This window comes from Nakamurella sp. UYEF19, from assembly GCF_040546275.1.
Classification (GTDB): domain Bacteria; phylum Actinomycetota; class Actinomycetes; order Mycobacteriales; family Nakamurellaceae; genus Nakamurella.
The window spans coordinates 1-16597 of sequence record NZ_JBEPNO010000023.1 but is presented as its reverse complement, the minus strand read 5'-3'; the positions used below and the strand labels follow the sequence as shown (position 1 = coordinate 16597).

Here is a 16597-nt window from a genome sequence, read left to right as displayed (position 1 = left end):
CCTTCGTCCGGGTCACCTCACGGGTCAGATCGATCCGGTGGCAAGGTGACGGGTGTGTCATGGAAAGGGTTGTCCTCGGGTGAAGCGTGCTCGGATGATGCCGGGTGGTCCGGCGAGCCCCACCCGGACATCTTCGTCCCCAGGGCGGTCCGGGACGCGGCCGGCCCGGAGCCCATCCGGCCGGTGTGGCGCAACGAGGCCGCCGGGGTGACCTTCCAGGTGGGCGTCGGTATCGACCGCCGCTTCGTGAAGTGGTCACCACCAGGGGGTATCGACCTCACCGGTGAGGCGGCCCGGCTCCGGTGGGCGGCGGCGCACGTCACGGTGCCGCTCATTCTCGGCATGGGCTCGGACGACCAGGGCAGCACCCTGATCACCGCCGGCCTACCGGGCGAGAATGCGGTGACCGCCCGCTGGAAGGCTGACCCGGCGAAGGCCGTCGCCGCCATCGGTGCCGGGCTACGTGAACTGCACGAGGCCGCGCCCGCGTCCACCTGCCCGTTCGATTGGACCCAGCCGGCCAGACTGGGCGAGATCCTCTCAGGTGCAGGCCGTCTCGACCCAGGCGACTGGCATCCGGAGCATCAGGACCTGACCGTCGAGCTGGCGCTGGCGCGGCTCGAGCATCCGCCGGACGTGGATCGGGCGGTCGTCTGCCACGGGGATGCCTGCGCGCCGAACACCCTTCTCGCCGACGACGGAACCGTCAGCGGCCGTGTCGATCTCGGTGCGCTCGGCGTTGCCGACCGGTGGGCCGACCTGGCCATCGCGACGTGGAGTACAAATTGGAACTACGGGCCCGGCTGGGAACGACCCCTGCTCGAGGCCTATGGGATCGAACCGGACCCGGAACGAACGGCCTACTACCGGCTGCTGTGGGATCTCGGGCCTAGACGGCTCCGGACCTGAGGGCCGGTAGGATCACGAGAACGACGAGAGGTGCGGTGCAGCAGCAGATGTCAGATTCGATGACGGCCACGACCATCATGATCGCGGGGGACGCGGGCGACCAGGTCGAGGCCTATCTCGCCCGGCCGGAGGCGCCGGAGAAACGGGGTGGGGTGGTCGTCATCCACCACCTGCCCGGCTTCGACCGCGGGACGAAGGAGATCACCCGCCGTTTTGCCGAGATGGGCTACGACGCAATCTGTGTCAACCTCTACTACCGGGACGCGCCCGGTGCTGCACCGGACGATGCGGCGGCGACGGCCCGCGCGATGGGTGGCATACCCGACGCTCGGCTCATCGGCGATGTGGCCGGTGCCGCGGCCCACCTGCGGTCACTGACAAGCAGCAACGGACGGGTCGGCGTGATCGGCTACTGCTCCGGTGGCCGCCAGAGTGTGCTGGCCGCCTGTCATCTCGACCTCGATGCCTGCGTCGACTGCTACGGGGCGTTCGTCACCGGCACACCGCCGGAGGGTTTCCCGCTGCAGGTCAGCAACCTGGTCGACCAGCTGCCCCACCTGCGCGCACCGTTGCTCGGGTTGTTCGGCGAGGAAGATGCGTATCCGAGCCCGGAGGCGGTCGCCGAGACGGGGCAGATCCTGACAGCGGCCGGCAAGGACTTCGAACTCAGGAGCTATCCGGACGCCGGTCACGCCTTCTTCTCGACGGACCGCATCGCGTATCGGCCGGCTGCCGCCCTTGACGGCTGGGAACGCATCCAGGCGTTCTACGGCAAACACCTCTCCACAGCATCGGGGATCTGACGTGTGCACCTACGCAACCGTGAAGACGTCCATCGACGGCAGCGCGAAAGGCCCTGGTGGCCAATGGTTCCACGTCTCCGACGGGGTCGTGTACTTCGACCATCCCGTGCATGCGATGGCCGAGCACACGCTGAACATCGACTTCAGCGCACCCGGCGACGGCCCGTCCGCGCGGGTCGCCGTCGAGCTGACCGCCGCCTCCGCCCGGACGTTGATCGAGGCCATCCAGGCCGCGCTCGACTCGGCACCGGAGGTGCTGACCGTCTGAGCCGCGCCGACCCGACCCGCCGAACTTCACGAATCCAGCCGAACTCGATGAAACGAGAAGCGCCATGACCGAACGTGTCTGCTTCCTCCTGCAGATCCGCCCGGACATGCTCGCGGAGTACCTGACCGCGCACGAGGTGGTCTGGCCAGAGATGCTCGATGCCCTGAGCCGCACCGGATGGCACAACTATTCGTTGTTCGTCCGCAAGCCCGACGGCCTGGTGGTCGGCTATCTGGAGACCGAGGACTACGCCGCCGCGCAGGCTGCCATGGACTCCGAACCGATCAACCTGCGCTGGCAGGAGCTGATGGGGCGCTACTTCACCCTGCCCGACGGCGCCCGCCCCGACGACGGCTCCGTCCGCCTCACCGAATACTTCCATCTCCCCTGACCCCCCGTTTCGCGCATACCGAACTTCCCGGCGCGTTCAGAAATGCCCGTTTCCAGTCCAAAACAGTCGATTTCGGGCAGAACCGTATGCGCAGTCGCGCCGGATACGGCGCGAGCACGGCCCCTCGGACGACGGCTGGCCGACCTCGACCGGCACTCATCCGATGGTCTGCGCCACCGGCAACCCGGGCCGGCCAGCCCGTCAGCAGCGACAGATCTCGCACGGTCGCCAAGGACGCCGGCGGCCTCGTCAGCCTCCGTTCGTGGGCAGTCCTCGTCAGACAAGGGGCGTGTGACGGCTGCGGTAGTCGTTCTGGCCCAACGCATCTACCGGTCCCGTTGCTTCCGGGCCCTGGCTGCGCAGACCAGCGCCGAGCATTCCGTCAGACGCGCATACAGAAGGGTCCATCTCGGCCCGAAAACGCGATTTTAGGCAACTTCCATATGCGCCGGGCAGTCCTCTATGCGCACACACGCTCAGCCCTGCATGCGCACCCACGCTCAGCCCTGTATGCGCACACACGCTCAGCCGTGCATGCGCACCCACGCTCAGCCTGCATGCGCACCCGCGTTCAGCCGTGCGTGCGCACCCGCGTTCAGGGTGGGTCAGGTGGGGGCGAGCGGGGGCCAGGACTGCAGGCGGCGGCGCGAGGAGAACGAGCGCTCCTGCCCCGTCACGGGGTCGGTGAACTCGATCGACGCAGCCAGGAGTTGGAGCGGGCGGGAGTAGTCGTCATGCGGGATGTCCAGCATCCGCGGGTAGAACGGGTCGTTCAGGATCGGGATGCCCAGCGAATTCATGTGCACCCGGATCTGGTGCGTCTTGCCGGTGGTCGGGTCGAGTCGGTAGAGCGCGCGGTCGCCACTCGCTCCCAGCATCTCGATCCGGGTTTCGCTGTTCGGCTCGCCGTCGGTCTCGTAGGCGGTGGGGGTGCCCCGGTCCTTGATGATGCGGCTCCGGACGGTGCGCGGCAGCTCGAGATCCGGATCGTGCCGGGCCACGGCCCGGTAGGACTTCCGCACTTCACGGCGGGCGAAAAGGGTTTGATAGGCGCCACGTTCAGCCGGCACGAGGCTGAACAGCAGTACTCCGGCGGTGATCCGGTCGAGACGGTGCATCGGCGAGAGATCCGGCAGGTCGAACTGGCGGCGCAGCCGCACCACGGCCGATTCGACGATGTACGAGCCGTTGGGCAGGCTCGACAGGAAATGTGGCTTGTCGGCCGCCAGGATGTGCTCGTCGCGGAACAGCAGGTCCACCTCGAACGGTATCCGCGGCTCCGGAGCCGGGTCGCGATACAGGTAGACAAACGAGTTGGGGCGGAATGGCATCAGTTCGTCGACGGGCACGCCGTCGTCATCGACGACCTCGGACTCGGCCACCTTCTCCAGCAGCCGGACCCGTTCCACGTGAAACCTGGCCAGCAGATAATCGAGGGTGGTCGCCCAGGGTCCGCTCTCGGGCAGCCGGACCCGACTCGGGTTCAGCCCGTCCCGCACCGGAAGCGGCGCCGGCCGGCGACCGGTACGTTCCTGCCGACGGGCCATGCCCCCAGCCTGCCATGGGCGCCGTACACCAACCGCCGGCCAACCCCCTCTCAGTACACGCCCTCCTGGGTGAAGCCCCGATGCGGAGCGGCCAACTCCCCCACCACACCCACGTTGCACGGGACGGGCTTCGGCACGGGTCCGCCATACATCCCACCGGCCAGACACATCGGGCCATGAGCCAGACGGAGGTACGCGACGATCAGCCCCTTCGGAAGGCCGCCCCCGCCCGACCCCACACCGACCCACAAGGTCACCTCCTGTGCCTTCCTCCTCAGCGCCGACACCGACTCGCCCTGAACCAGGAGCATCAGCAGCCCGCTCACCGTGACAGAACTGCGGTCGAACGACGCAGGGAGCGGCAGCAGCCTGAAGGCCCCATCGACGTCAACCGGCTTCGTCACCCAGGTGATGCTGAGTCCGGCGCCCGATGCCGCGGATGTAGGCACCGATCGCATCGCCGGTGCAGGTGATGCCGAACTCGAACTCGAACTCGAACTCGATAGCGACAGAGGCGGGGCGGATGCCGACGCGGTGGGTAGGGATACAGCGGGTGGTATTGGCGGGGGTTGCGCCGACGCGGCTCCTCCGGTCGGTACTCCTCCACCCGCGCAGCCGGTGAGACAGCTGAGCACCCCGACGAGGATGACGGCGATGACCGTCGATCGCCCCTGTGGAATCACCACACACCTCCGGGAGAGGTCGTTTCGCTCGGTGAGAGCGTTCGCCATTGGAGAGACGGGAGCGAGCCACCACCGGGTTGCACGACTGCCGTCGTCCGCGCCGCCCGGCCCACCTCCGGCAGATCGCCTATGCTGCGCTAACAACCGCTCACATCCAGTAGTTGCCGCGGGCGGCGTCGTTGTCGTGCTCGACCCACCGGGCGGGGGTGCAGATGAGTGGACCGGCCGACCGACCTTCACGTCCGCTGCTCGTCGTCGCCCTGCTGGGCGCCCTGCTGGTAGGCGGGTGCACCACCGTCGTCGCGGGTGAGGCGGCCAAAGCCCCCGCCACCGCCGCGGCGAGTGTCCCATCGACCGTCAGCACGACCGACGACACCGTGGCGGTTGCCCCCACCTCACCCACCACGAGCACCACCCCGGCGACGACCCCGGATCAAGACCGGCCGCAGTCCGCCTCGCCGACCACAAAACCCCTCACGACCGCTCCCACGTCGGTCAGCCCGTACGACCTCCAGGTCAGGCACGACGCTGCCTTCGAGAAACTGCTGGCTTCCCTGGCCGCCGGGCTCCGGTCGGGCGATCGGAAGAAGTTCCTGGCGCCGTTTGCCCCATCCCTGAACAGTCGGGTGGGCCATTGGTTCAGCAACACCAGAGCATTGGGCGTGGCGGCGGTGAAGTTCGCTCCCTCGCAGGACTACTCCTCCGGGGCAACGGATTCGGTGTCCTCGCTCACTCGCACCCTGGTGCTCGGCGTCCGGACCCCGTATGACGACGACGATTCCATGCCTGGCATCGTCTACAGCGTCGGTGCGCGCATCACCACCCGAGCAGGTGTCGACACCTTGACCATCACCTCCTGGCAGCCCAAGTACCTCGGGGATCCGATGAACTGCGATTGCACGCTGAAGGTGGTCAACCACAACAACATCGCGGTGGTGGCCGACGCCGCCGACGGCGATCTCGTCTACTGGTCCGACTCGGCGCTGCAGGCCGCCGACCGCGGCATCTCCTGGTCCTCCGCGCAGCTCGCCGGAACCGGCCTCGTCGTCCCGAAGGGTCAGGTGATCTTTCTGGCGGACAAACCCTTTCACTGGTTCCTGAGTCTCGACGGAACGGGGCAACAATCCAACGTGACAGCTGGTCTGGTCGACGCAGACGGGGACTACCCCGGTACCCGCTACTCCGACCAGTCGCGAATCGTGCTGATGCTGCAGTCGGCCGACGGTTCGGTCGTGCCGAACGACCGTGAGGGACGCCAGTACGCCACGGACGTCATCACCCACGAATCGACCCACCAGCTGATGAATCGCAACTCGTCGCTGCCAAGCCGCAACGAGAACTCGCCGCCCACCTGGGTTGCCGAGGGCATTGCCGTAGCGGTGGAGACGCTCTACCGCGACTCTCTGGGCGACAGCGCGGATGTCGACTACCCGGAACCGAACGACCCGAAGAACACCTCGTCCAGCTGGTACACCGAGCACCTCACCGACGGCATGCCGACCAAGGCGCAGCTGTACTCGTCCTCGTCCACCGACGGTTCGGGTTACTACGCGATCGCCGGATCGGTCTTCCGATATCTCGAGCGCGAGGACGGCTACCTGACGATGATGCAGATCGCCGCGCTGATGTACCTCAAACCGGCCCAGACTCCGTTCGACTTCTTCCCCGACCCGGACCACCCCGGACAGCGCCTACCAGCCGCGACGGCCAAGAGCCGCTGGAAGGCCTGGTTCGTGGACAACTACGAGAACTGACCGGCGCCGTCGGCCCCTGGGCGGACGAGGTCAGTGCGACTCGCGGGTGACCACGTCGCCGCTCGACCCGACCAGGAAGTCCAGGTCGGCGCCGGTGTTCGCCTGCATCACATGATCGACGTAGAGCCGCTGCCAACCGCGCGTCGGTGCGGCGAACGCGGCCGTCGTCGCGGTCGACGCCACCCTGGCTGCGAGATCTGCTGCCGGGATGTCGATGTCGATGCGACGGCCGGCGACGTCGAGCACGATCGGGTCACCGGTCTGCACCAGCGACAGCGGCCCACCGGCCGCGGCTTCCGGCGAGACGTGCAGAACGACTGTGCCGTAGGCGGTTCCGCTCATCCGCCCGTCGCAGACCCGGACCATGTCGCGCACTCCGCGGGCCAGCAGCTTCTGCGGGATGGGTAGATTCGCCACCTCCGGCATCCCGGGATACCCTCGCGGTCCGCAGCCGCGCAGTACCAGCACCGAGTCCTCGTCGACGTCCAGATCCGGGTCGTCGAGCCGGGCGTGAACGTCCTCGATGCTGTCGAAGACCACCGCCCGCCCGCGGTGCTGGAGCAGCGCGGCGGTGGCCGCTGCGGGTTTGATCACCGCACCGTCTGGAGCGAGATTGCCGTGCAGCACGGCGATCCCGGCGTCGAGCAACAGCGGGTCGGTGCGCGGACGGATCACTTCGGTGTCCCAGATCTGCGCTCCGGCCAGGTGTTCCACGAACGGCCGGCCGGTGACGGTCAGCGCGTCCGGGTCCAGCAGGTCCGAGACCTGGGCCAGCACCGCGGACAGACCACCGGCCCGCAGCAGGTCGTCCATCAGGAACCGGCCGGCCGGCTGCAGGTCGACCAGCAGCGGCACCCCCGCCCCGGTGGTGTCGAAATCATCCAGCGTCAAGGGGATACCGAGCCGTCCGGCAATCGCCAGCAGGTGCACGACCGCGTTCGTCGACCCGCCGATGGCGGCCAGCGCGACGATCGCGTTGCGGAACGAGCCGGCCGTCAGGATCTTGCTCGGGCGGCGGTCGGCCTCGATCATCTCGACGATCAGGCGACCGGTCGCGTGGGAGCGCTCAAGCAGTCGGCTGTCCGGGGCGGGCGTGCCGGCGATGCCCGGCATCGTGGTGCCCAGCGCCTCCGCCACACAGGCCATCGTCGACGCGGTTCCCATGGTGTTGCAGTGCCCACGACTGCGGATCATCGACGATTCGGAGTCGATGAAGTCCGCCTGCGAGAGGGTGCCGGCCCGCACCTCCTCGCTGAGCCGCCACACGTCGGTGCCGCAGCCCAACGGCTGCCCCCGGAAGTGGCCCGTCAACATGGGCCCGCCCGGCACCACCACGGCCGGGAGATCCACCGAGGCGGCCGCCATCAACAGCGACGGGATGGTCTTGTCACAGCCGCCGAGCAGCACCACACCGTCGATCGGGTTGGCGCGCAGCATCTCCTCGGTCGCCATTGCCGCCATGTTCCGCCACAGCATCGCGGTCGGCTTGACCTGCGTCTCCCCCAGCGAGACCACCGGGAGGTTCATCGGGATGCCGCCGGCCGCCCAGATCCCCTGTTTGACGCTGGTCGCCACCTCGTCCAGATGCGAGTTGCACGGCGTGAGATCGGAGGCGGTGTTTGCGATCGCGATGTGCGGACGGCCGTCGAAAGCACCGGCCGGCAGGCCACGCCGCATCCACGCCCGATGGATGTAGGAGTTGCGGTCGTCTCCGCCGTACCACTGCTGGCTGCGCACAGTTGGCTCCCTACTGATCTCCGGGCCGGGCCGGCCGCTCGCGCGGTGAGCCGTTCTGCACGCTATCGGACCCGAGTGCCACCGCACCCCGGGGGTTGTCCTGGCAGGCGGTTATCGTGCGGCATGCGAACCATGCGGGCACTGGTCCTCGATGGGCCGGGCAAGGCCGTCATCACCGACGTTCCGGCTCCGGTGGCCGGGCCGGGTCAGGTCGTCGTGGACGTGCACCGCGCCGGCGTCTGCGGGACCGATGGCGAGTTCTTCAACGGCCACATGGCGTACCTGGTCAGCGGTCAGGCGAGCTACCCGCTGCGGCCGGGCCACGAATGGTCCGGCACCGTGTCGAGCACCGGCGACGGACCGGAGGCCGCATGGCTCGGAAAGCGGGTCACCGGTGACACCATGCTCGGCTGCCACCAGTGCGAACGATGCTGGCGAGGTCGCCAGCACATCTGCGAGAATCGTTATGAGGTGGGGGTTCTCGGAGGCTGGCACGGGGCCGTGGCCGAACAGGTGATGGTCCCGGCCAGCAGTCTGCACGCCCTGCCGGACACCGTCGGGGACAGCGCAGGCGCAATGGTCGAACCGGGCGGGAACTCCAGGCGGGCCGCCGAATCGGCACAGTTGACGCCGGGCTCCAGGGTCGCCGTCTTCGGACCGGGGACCATCGGCCTGCTCGCTGCCGCATTCGCCCGGAGCCTGGGGGCTGAGGTCCACGTCATCGGACGGTCTCTCCCCGGCCTGCAGCTCGCCCGCGACCTCGGACTGACCGCCTGGGCGGCCGACGAACTCCCCGCCCTGCGTTTCGACGCCATCATCGACGGCACCGACGGTCCCGATGTACCCAGCGCCGCAGTAGATCTCGTCGAACCAGGCGGACGGATCATCTGCGTCGGCCTGGCCGGCCGGCCCAGCCTGATCGACACCCGGCAACTGGTCCTCAAGGACCTGACGGTGATTGGCCACCTCTCCGGCTCACCGGCGATGGCCGCCACCATCGCCGCCTACGCTGACGGCAGCGTCGATCCCGACCCCTTGGTGGCCGCCACCGTTGCGCTGGACCGGGCACCGGACGTGCTCGCCGGCTGGCGGCCCGACGACGCCGGGGCGGGACCCAAGATCCACATCGATCCCCGCCGGTAGGCCACATCTCTGGGCAGGTCAGGACTTTCCGAGCTGAACCGGAGCTCAGCGCGGCCAGACCACCGGGAACAGCGGGTGCTCGAGAACCGCCCCGGCGGGCAGCTCGAGGTCCATCCCGTCGAACGGCGGCGAGGTGCGCCACCGGCGCGGAGCGTGCCGGGCGGATTCGGACAGGTAGCGCAGGGACAGGACGCGCCGACGGCCGCTGAACGGGAAGCCGGGCGCGCCGTGCACCGTCAGGAAATCGAAGTAGATGGCGTCGCCGGGCTCCATCTCGTAGCGACGGATGGAGAATGCGTCACGGTCGTGCTCGATGTCCGGCAGTTCTTCGAGAGTGCCTTCGGGGAACCACTTCGCCTCGCCCGCCATGAAGGTCCTGGGCATCAGCCACGGACCGCGATGCGTCGTCGCGACGAGTTCGAGGCAGCCCGCCTCCGGTATCGGGTCGACCGGGATCCACGCGCTGACCCCACGACCGTCGACGTTGTAGTAGGGCTGGTCCTGGTGCCACGGCGTGCGCTGAGTCGTTCCGCCCTCCTTCACCAGCACGTGGTCGTGGTACAGCCGGACCGTCGGCGAGCCCATCAGCTCGGCGGCGATCCGGGGCACCTGCGACAGGGTGGCCAGATCCGCGATCGCCGGCACGTCGTTCCAGCGGCGGAAATCCTCGGTGAACGAACCCGGGTCCGTCGGGCCGCTCGCCACCTGCGCCAACGATGACGGCGACGCCAGCACCGTCTCGATCGCACCGGCCGCGGCAGCCACCTCCGCCGGGCTGAGGACCCCGCGCACGAGCACCACGCCCTCGCGCTGGTAGGTCCGCACGGTCTCCGGCGAAACAGTGATCTGCGTCATCCGGCAGATTCTATGGTCGCGTTCTCTGGTCGCGCGGAGAATCCGACCTGGTGGTCCGGGCGTGGTGGTCCGGCGTCGTGGGGTCTGGCGTGGTGGTCCGGGCTTCGTAGGTCCGGGCGTGGTGGGTCTGGCGTGGTGGGTCTGGCGTGGTGGGTCTGGCGTGGTGGGTCTGGCGTGGTGGGTCTGGCGTGGTGGGTCTGGCGTGGTGGGTCTGGCGTGGTGCTGTCGCCACGGCCAACCCCGGTGCCCGCTCCCTCGCCCGGCAGTCCGTGCAGCGATCAGGATCGAACCACCGGCCGATCCAGCAGCCCGGCACGTATCAGAACCCGATCCACCGCGCTCTACCCACCGTCAGGCCAGGTTCCAGGCCTGCTCCGTCCTCCGGAAAGAAGAACCGAACGCCATGACCGCCCTGCTGACCCGCATCCGTCCGCGGAGCCCGCGCGCCGCGCGGATCCGGCTGACCCACCGCACGCAGATCCGGCTCGCCGGTGCGCTCCCGGCGTCGGAAGAGCGCCTGGCCTCCCGATCCGAGATCGAGAAGCTGCAGGCCAAGCACCTCACCCCCTTGGCTTGAGGCCGTCGAAGCCGACTGCGGCGCCACTCCCGCGGTTGCGGCGCTTCGCCGCAAGCCGGTTGGCTGCGGTCGTCCCGGTGACTGCCCCCGGGGACGACCGAGCTGGCCCCACCGAACTCCAACCGCTCTTCAGCGCCATCTTCGACGCCGCGATGGACGCCGTCGTGACGATCGACCACTACGGCCGCGTCCTGGGATGAACATCGCCGGCCAGCTCACCTTCGGCTGCTCCGCGGACGAAATGCCTGCCGGTCCCGCTGCCCGCACCGAAGGGTCGCCGGACGAGTAGGCCGGTCGGTCGCGGAGCCGACTCCAGGACTGATGGTCGGACTAGTGGCGACGGAACGTCCGCGCCAGCCGGCGCAATACCGGGCCGGCGGCCAGACCGGTCCCGACCGCGGAGATGGCGCTGATCCCGAGGTCGACGGACACCCGGCCCTCCTCGGCCCAGTAGACGTCCTTCAGGTCGAGCAGCAGGGCGAATTCGTCGACGATCAGGGCCAGTCCGGCCCCGTAGGCCAGGGGCACGGTGGCATGTGGTTTCAGGGTGTTGCCCCGGACGGCCATGCCGCCGACCCCGGCCAGCAGCCCGATCCCCCACAGGTAGTGGTGGATGTGGGTGCCGCCGATCAAGACATTGCGGAACGGGCCGCGACCGTTCTTGATGCTGTAGGTGATCCCGCGCACGGCAGCGAAGGTCGCGGTGAAGCTCGACCAGCTCAGAACGACGTTCCGACGGGCCGGATTGAGCTCCTCCCGGAAGGCGGCCTGGACCTCCTCGGCGGCACCGGTGATCTTCGTGGTCATGCCCACACAGTAGGTGGGCCATCCTCGACATCAGACCGGTTGCCCGCCGCCCGGGGAGCGAACCGGGAGACGGATGCATGATCATGTGACCATGACCAGCCCCGGGACCACCGCTGCCGGTCTGGACGCGATCGCCGCGAAGGCCGCACACGACGCCGGCGGCATCGACGCCGAGTTGCTCGGCGACTTCCTGCCGGTGTTGGCCGCCGCTGTCGGCACGGGCACCCGACTGCGCCGGACCGAACTGGCCGGCTACCGGGACTCCGGCCGCCGGGCCGCCGCGCGCGGAGTGGCACTGCGGGCCCTGGTCGACCTGTACCTGTCGGCGGCCTGGCGCTTGTGGCGGCACCTCCCCGAAGTGCAACGCGCCGCGCAGGATCCAGCCGCGGTGGTGCTGGCCGGCGAGGTGATGCTGCGGGCTGCCGACGACGCGGTCGCGGTCCTGACCGAGGGCTATCAGCTCGCCCGCCGGGATCTGGTCAGGGCGCAGGCCGCCGCTCGACGGGAGTTCGTCGACGACCTGCTGCTCGGCGGTGCCCAAGCCCTGTCCGGACTCGTCGACCGGGCGGCGCTCTTCGGACTCAGTTTGGCCGGGCCGCACGCCGTGGTGGTCGTCCAGGCGGACAAGCCGTTCACCGACTCCTCGCCGCTGACCGGCCTTCTCGAGCGATCCATCCAGGGCTCGAAGGCCGACGCGGACGCACTGGTTACCACCAAGGAAGGTGCGCTGGTAGTCATCTTCGCCGCGCCAGATCGCAATGCGATCGACGAGGTGATCAAGGGCCTGACCCGATCGTTGCCAGGAGTCTCTCTGGACCGCGCGGCGAAGCTCCGCCGGACCGCGCCGGTCGGCGACTGGCGGATCGGCGTCGGGCAGGGTCACCAGGGTCCGAGCGGTGTACGGCTGTCGTTCGAGCAGGCCCAGGAGGCGCTCGAGCTCGGGGCCAGGCTCGGCGGAAACGAGCGGGTGCTCAACGCGGCCGACCTGCTGGTGCAACGAGTGCTGGTCCGCGACGAGTCGGCGATGCGCGAGCTGCTCGAGGGTGTGCTGACACCGCTGCTCGACGCGCGCGGTGGCGCCGAGCCGTTGCTCCGCACACTGGAGGCCTACTTCGCCGCGGGGGGCAACGCCTCGCTCAGTGCCCGATCACTCCACCTGTCGGTGCGGGCCCTCACCTACCGGTTGGAGAAGATCGCCCAACTCACCGGCCGCGATCCGGCCGACCCCGCCCAGCGCTTCGAGCTCCAGACGGCCGTTCTGGGTGCGCGCCTTCTGCACTGGCCGGAGAAAAGCTGAGAGCTGCCTGGCTTCGACGGTGAACCTGGCCTCCTCATTCAAACTGCCGAAGATCGGCAGCGCGAGCTCCAAATTATGGCCTATTTCTGCCGTAGATCTGCAGCGATGTCGAAGGCAGACTAGGGACATCGGAGCAAGCGGCATCACTGCTCCAGCCGCTTTCCTCCTCATTCCCCTGTCTTCACCCTTCCCCATCAAGGAGCAATCGTGACCGTTCCACTCTGGGCATGGGCCGCATTCGGCGCCGTGGTCATCATCATGCTGACGATCGACCTACTGGCCCATCGCGGGGCCCACATCATCAAGTTCCGGGAAGCCGCGATCTGGAGCGCCGTGTGGGTCGGCCTGTCCCTCGTCTTCGCCGGCGTCATCTGGGCCACCATGGGCGGCGAATCGGCAGTCGAGTTCACCACGGCCTGGTTGCTCGAGAAATCGCTGAGCGTCGACAACCTCTTCGTCTTCGCGCTGATCTTCGGTTACTTCCAGGTTCCGCGTGAGTACCAGCACCGGGTTCTGTTCTACGGTGTCATCGGCGCACTGGTATTCCGCGGCATCTTCCTCGCGGCCGGCGTTGCGATCGTCAGCCAGTTCACCGCCGTGCTCTTCGTCTTCGGCGCCATCCTGATCTACAGCGCGATCAAGCTGCTGAAGGACAACGACGAAGCGATGGATCCCGGCAAGAGCTTCGCGGTCCGACTGCTGCGCAAGGTCGTCCCGGTCTCGGATGAGTACCACGGCACCAAGTTCTTCTTCAAGGAGGCCGGTAAGCGCATCGCCACACCGCTTCTCGCCGTCGTGGTCGCCATCGAAGCGGCCGACCTGGTCTTCGCCGTCGACAGTGTTCCCGCCGTCCTCGCGGTCAGCGACAACACCTTCATCATTTACTCCAGCAACGCTTTTGCCATCCTTGGTCTGCGGGCCCTGTACTTCCTCCTGGCCGGCATGCTCAAGAAGTTCCACCACCTGGGCAAGGGCCTCGCGTTCATCCTCGCCTTCATCGGCGTGAAGCTGTTCCTGCAGGCCGGCCACAAGGTCATCTCCAACTCGATCCCGGAGATCCCGTCCCTGGTCTCGTTGGCCGTCATCATCATCGCCCTGACCGTCTCGATCGTCGCCTCGCTCCGGAATCCGCTTCCCGAAGAGGACATTGCGGAGGACGAGGACGCCGAACTCGCCGAGATCGCTGACGGCGGAACGGCTCACGATGGATCGGTTACTGCCGGATCGGTCGCTGTAGGATCAGTCACTGCCGGATCGGTCGCTGCAGGATCAGTCACTGCCGGATCGGTCGTTGCAGGATCAGCCGGTGCCAGATCGACTGCCGGGTCCACCGGGGACGGCTCCACTCCAGCCATGCTGACGAAGCCGGCGGCCGGTGACGGGCAAAGCTCTACCGCATCAAGCGATACCGGCTCGACCAACTAGTCCGGGTACCACCGGTAGTGGCCCAGCACCACCAATAGCTCGGCATCACTCGAAGGCCGAGCACTAGAGCTGCCCCGGAGCGCACATCGCGCCCCGGGGCAGTTCTCGTTGTGTCACCGCCGCACCGGGAGGCCTTGAGATAGCTGACGCCCCCACGTTTTCAACCGCTGACCTGATCACTCACGAGTCTCTTCGTTGTCGCGTGGGAGCGGCTGATTACTTGACTGCGACCACGTCGACTTACTTGACGGCGACCGGTCGAACGTCCGGCGCGGATGCGAGCAACTCGGTAGCGACCTGGCCGAGAGCCCGTGGGATCTTTCCGGCAAAGTGGGCTTCGCGGTCGTCGTAGGTCTCGAAGGTGTCGAGGATTCCGCAGTTGCTGTCGCTGATCTCGAAGGCGTACCAGGTGACAGTCCCCTGCTCGGCCGGCGCCAGTTCACGGCCCGCTTGCCGGAATGCGCAAGTTCGTCACCCTTGCCGGGCCTGGCCTCGAGAAGCGCGAGAATTCGCAGCCCGATTGTCATGTGGGGATTGTCTTTTCTGCTGAGGTGAATGCGTGAATGTCGGCCGGCGACGCTCCACCCGGGTCAGCGACCGGGCAGAGCGTGTCGACAATGCACATGATCCAGTTGAGCTGCTCGGTGCTTGCAGAACTGTCAGACGGCGAGACGTCCGCCGTCGACGGGCAGCACGACACCGTGCACGAAGCTAGCCTGGTCGGTGACGAGGAAGGAGATGGCCGCGGCGATCTCCTCCGGCTGCCCGGCGCGCCCGGCGGGTGCTCCTGCGGCGAGTTGGTCCAGCGCCTCGCCCATGGGAAGAGTGCCTTCGGTGCGGGTGGGGCCGGGGCTGACGGCGTTCACGCGGACGCCGGCGGGACCGAATTCAGCGGCCCAGGACTTGGTCAGCAGGACGAGGGCGGCTTTGCTGGAGCCGTACAGGCCCATCCCGGTCATGCCGATCGCCGACACCATGGTCGCGACGTTGACGATTGCGCCGTGGCCGCGTTCGGCCATCGCCGGGGCAAGAGCGGCGACGAGCAGGTAGGGGGCCTTGACGTTGACCGCGAAGACCTCGTCGATCTGCTCGGTCGGTGTGTCGGCGGTGGCGCCGAAGGGGAAGATGCCGCCGCTGTTGACGAGGATGTCGACGTGCCCTCCACCCGCCTCGGCAGCGCGGGAGGCGAGGTTGCGCACGCTGTCCTCGTCGTTCAGATCGGCTGAGACGAAGTCCGCCGTCCCGCCCGCGGCGCGGATACCGGCGACGACGGCGTCGCCGCGTGTCTTGTCTCTTCCGGACACGATGACGTGCGCGCCCAGGGCGGCCAACTGGTCGGCGGTTGCTTTGCCGATTCCGCTGGTGGCGCCGGTGATCAGGGCGGTGGAGCCGGTCAGGTCGGGGGTCATGAGAACCTCTCGGTTAGTGGAGTGAGCACTCCAGACCATGCACCCGAACGATTGGAGTGTCAACTCCAAAATGGAGATAGTCTGCCAACGTGAACCCGACGACAGCGGAGCAGCAAGGTAGCCACGAACGCCGGACCGGCGAAACGAACGCGGCGAGCGGGGTCACGCCGACCGCCGCACGGAAATTCACCGCGAAGGGCCTGGCCACGCGGCAGCGCATCATTGCGGCCGCCGCGGAACTGGTGTTCGCCCATGGAGTGGCCTCCACCGGCATCGAGGACGTCCAGCGTCGAGCGGGTGTCAGCGCGTCGCAGCTCTATCACTACTTCACCGACAAGGACGAACTCATCCGCGCCGTCATCGCCCATCAGACCGATGGCATCCTTGCCGCGCAGCGGCCAGTCCTCGACCAACTCGACAGCTTTCCAGCGCTCGAGCGGTGGCGCGACCTCCTCGTCGACATGCAGGAAAGGCGGCACTGCGCCGGGGGCTGCCCGATCGGATCGATCGCAGCCGAACTGGCCGAGGACAACCTGCGGGCCCGGGCAGACCTTGCCGACGGTTTCGAGCGCTGGGAGGCACCCATTCGCGCCGGCCTCGGGCGCATGCGGGACCGGGGTGATTTGCGCCCGGACACCGACACCGATGCACTCGCACTTGCACTCCTCGTCGCACTACAAGGCGGACTCCTGCTCACCCAGACCCGCCGCAACACCACGCCTTTGCGGACCGGCCTCGACACGGTTCTGGCCCATATCCGGACCTACGCTGCCGGGTAGATCGGAACGCTGATCGGCACTGCAGCGCCGCTGGATGCGGTGAATCTGGCGGCATTCTAGTGGTGTGTCTCAAATTTGGCTGACTTTTGCCAGGGCGACACGGCCGCGGGCGACCTTTGCCAGGATCTGGTCCGTGGTGGCCGTCCAGGTGAACTTTATCCCTTTGCTGTTGTGGGCAGCCAGATACTCTTCGATCTTTTCGATTAGGTCCGG

General features: G+C 68.0%; 17 protein-coding genes and 1 pseudogene. 11 read left to right on the top strand and 7 right to left on the bottom strand.

The genetic code is table 11. The features are described from left to right. The first annotated feature begins 54 nt into the window (after window positions 1-54). From ABIB25_RS22980 to ABIB25_RS22965, 4 genes are all read left to right on the top strand, one after another. Entirely contained in the window at window positions 55-909 is an 855-nt protein-coding gene (locus ABIB25_RS22980) for a phosphotransferase (protein WP_354530856.1), read from the top strand. 47 nt (window positions 910-956) lie between these two features. After that, entirely contained in the window at window positions 957-1712 is a 756-nt protein-coding gene (locus tag ABIB25_RS22975; RefSeq protein ID WP_354530855.1) for a dienelactone hydrolase family protein, read from the top strand. Between the two features lies 1 nt (window position 1713). Beyond that, entirely contained in the window at window positions 1714-1980 is a 267-nt protein-coding gene (locus ABIB25_RS22970; RefSeq protein WP_354530854.1) for a DUF6295 family protein, read from the top strand. Between the two features lie 64 nt (window positions 1981-2044). Continuing rightward, window positions 2045-2371 (top strand): L-rhamnose mutarotase, encoded by a 327-nt coding sequence (locus ABIB25_RS22965; protein WP_354530853.1) that lies wholly within the window; start codon window positions 2045-2047, stop codon window positions 2369-2371. Window positions 2372-2976: 605 nt separating this feature from the next. On the opposite strand, the gene ABIB25_RS22960 is transcribed toward ABIB25_RS22965, so the two are convergent. Together ABIB25_RS22960 and ABIB25_RS22955 are read right to left on the bottom strand one after the other, a co-directional pair. After that, window positions 2977-3918, bottom strand: coding sequence for a pseudouridine synthase (locus ABIB25_RS22960; RefSeq protein WP_354530852.1), 942 nt, complete (start codon window positions 3916-3918; stop codon window positions 2977-2979). A 50-nt stretch (window positions 3919-3968) separates the two neighbouring features. Next, window positions 3969-4322, bottom strand: a complete 354-nt coding sequence (locus ABIB25_RS22955) for a hypothetical protein (protein WP_354530851.1) — start codon at window positions 4320-4322, stop codon at window positions 3969-3971. A gap of 491 nt (window positions 4323-4813) precedes the next feature. Here ABIB25_RS22955 and ABIB25_RS22950 point away from each other — a divergent pair, with 491 nt between their 5' ends. Beyond that, the gene (locus ABIB25_RS22950) at window positions 4814-6355 is read left to right on the top strand and encodes a hypothetical protein (RefSeq protein WP_354530850.1); all 1542 of its coding nucleotides are present in this window, start codon (window positions 4814-4816) and stop codon (window positions 6353-6355) included. Window positions 6356-6385: 30 nt separating this feature from the next. Here the strand turns inward: ABIB25_RS22950 and ABIB25_RS22945 are convergent, their stop codons facing one another. Next, window positions 6386-8092 (bottom strand): dihydroxy-acid dehydratase, encoded by a 1707-nt coding sequence (locus ABIB25_RS22945; RefSeq protein WP_354530849.1) that lies wholly within the window; start codon window positions 8090-8092, stop codon window positions 6386-6388. A 123-nt stretch (window positions 8093-8215) separates the two neighbouring features. On the opposite strand from ABIB25_RS22945, the gene ABIB25_RS22940 reads away from it, so the two are divergent. Next, complete coding sequence (locus ABIB25_RS22940) at window positions 8216-9235, top strand: zinc-dependent alcohol dehydrogenase (protein WP_354530848.1); 1020 nt, start codon at window positions 8216-8218, stop codon at window positions 9233-9235. A gap of 45 nt (window positions 9236-9280) precedes the next feature. On the opposite strand, the gene ABIB25_RS22935 is transcribed toward ABIB25_RS22940, so the two are convergent. Further along, window positions 9281-10090 carry a phytanoyl-CoA dioxygenase family protein gene (locus ABIB25_RS22935; protein WP_354530847.1) on the bottom strand — a complete coding sequence of 270 codons (810 nt, stop codon included), beginning with the start codon at window positions 10088-10090 and terminating at the stop codon, window positions 9281-9283. A gap of 403 nt (window positions 10091-10493) precedes the next feature. On the opposite strand from ABIB25_RS22935, the gene ABIB25_RS22930 reads away from it, so the two are divergent. Further along, entirely contained in the window at window positions 10494-10667 is a 174-nt protein-coding gene (locus ABIB25_RS22930; RefSeq protein ID WP_354530846.1) for a hypothetical protein, read from the top strand. 77 nt (window positions 10668-10744) lie between these two features. After that, entirely contained in the window at window positions 10745-10867 is a 123-nt protein-coding gene (locus tag ABIB25_RS22925; RefSeq protein WP_354530845.1) for a hypothetical protein, read from the top strand. 130 nt (window positions 10868-10997) lie between these two features. Here the strand turns inward: ABIB25_RS22925 and ABIB25_RS22920 are convergent, their stop codons facing one another. Beyond that, complete coding sequence (locus ABIB25_RS22920) at window positions 10998-11474, bottom strand: hypothetical protein (RefSeq protein WP_354530844.1); 477 nt, start codon at window positions 11472-11474, stop codon at window positions 10998-11000. Window positions 11475-11565: 91 nt separating this feature from the next. Between ABIB25_RS22920 and ABIB25_RS22915 the strand changes: the two genes are divergently transcribed. Continuing rightward, window positions 11566-12771 (top strand): PucR family transcriptional regulator, encoded by a 1206-nt coding sequence (locus ABIB25_RS22915; RefSeq protein WP_354530843.1) that lies wholly within the window; start codon window positions 11566-11568, stop codon window positions 12769-12771. A 207-nt stretch (window positions 12772-12978) separates the two neighbouring features. Continuing rightward, window positions 12979-14196, top strand: a complete 1218-nt coding sequence (locus tag ABIB25_RS22910; protein WP_354530842.1) for a TerC family protein — start codon at window positions 12979-12981, stop codon at window positions 14194-14196. Between the two features lie 659 nt (window positions 14197-14855). On the opposite strand, the gene ABIB25_RS22905 is transcribed toward ABIB25_RS22910, so the two are convergent. After that, on the bottom strand, window positions 14856-15605 hold the full coding sequence (locus tag ABIB25_RS22905) for an SDR family NAD(P)-dependent oxidoreductase (protein WP_354530841.1): 750 nt from the start codon (window positions 15603-15605) through the stop codon (window positions 14856-14858). 89 nt (window positions 15606-15694) lie between these two features. Here ABIB25_RS22905 and ABIB25_RS22900 point away from each other — a divergent pair, with 89 nt between their 5' ends. Continuing rightward, the gene (locus tag ABIB25_RS22900; RefSeq protein WP_354530840.1) at window positions 15695-16384 is read left to right on the top strand and encodes a TetR/AcrR family transcriptional regulator; all 690 of its coding nucleotides are present in this window, start codon (window positions 15695-15697) and stop codon (window positions 16382-16384) included. A 69-nt stretch (window positions 16385-16453) separates the two neighbouring features. Here the strand turns inward: ABIB25_RS22900 and ABIB25_RS22895 are convergent. Continuing rightward, window positions 16454-16597 (bottom strand): annotated as a pseudogene (locus ABIB25_RS22895) (IS630 family transposase); the annotation flags it as partial.

What these genes read in the sequence shown, in the direction of transcription:
- ABIB25_RS22975 (WP_354530855.1), top strand. Translation starts at nt 957, where the DNA reads ATGTCAGATTCGATGACGGCCACGACCATCATGATCGCGGGGGACGCG.
- ABIB25_RS22965 (WP_354530853.1), top strand. Translation starts at nt 2,045, where the DNA reads ATGACCGAACGTGTCTGCTTCCTCCTGCAGATCCGCCCGGACATGCTC.
- ABIB25_RS22960 (WP_354530852.1), bottom strand. Translation starts at nt 3,918, where the DNA reads ATGGCCCGTCGGCAGGAACGTACCGGTCGCCGGCCGGCGCCGCTTCCG.
- ABIB25_RS22950 (WP_354530850.1), top strand. Translation starts at nt 4,814, where the DNA reads ATGAGTGGACCGGCCGACCGACCTTCACGTCCGCTGCTCGTCGTCGCC.
- ABIB25_RS22940 (WP_354530848.1), top strand. Translation starts at nt 8,216, where the DNA reads ATGCGAACCATGCGGGCACTGGTCCTCGATGGGCCGGGCAAGGCCGTC.
- ABIB25_RS22935 (WP_354530847.1), bottom strand. Translation starts at nt 10,090, where the DNA reads ATGACGCAGATCACTGTTTCGCCGGAGACCGTGCGGACCTACCAGCGC.
- ABIB25_RS22930 (WP_354530846.1), top strand. Translation starts at nt 10,494, where the DNA reads ATGACCGCCCTGCTGACCCGCATCCGTCCGCGGAGCCCGCGCGCCGCG.
- ABIB25_RS22920 (WP_354530844.1), bottom strand. Translation starts at nt 11,474, where the DNA reads ATGACCACGAAGATCACCGGTGCCGCCGAGGAGGTCCAGGCCGCCTTC.
- ABIB25_RS22915 (WP_354530843.1), top strand. Translation starts at nt 11,566, where the DNA reads ATGACCAGCCCCGGGACCACCGCTGCCGGTCTGGACGCGATCGCCGCG.
- ABIB25_RS22905 (WP_354530841.1), bottom strand. Translation starts at nt 15,605, where the DNA reads ATGACCCCCGACCTGACCGGCTCCACCGCCCTGATCACCGGCGCCACC.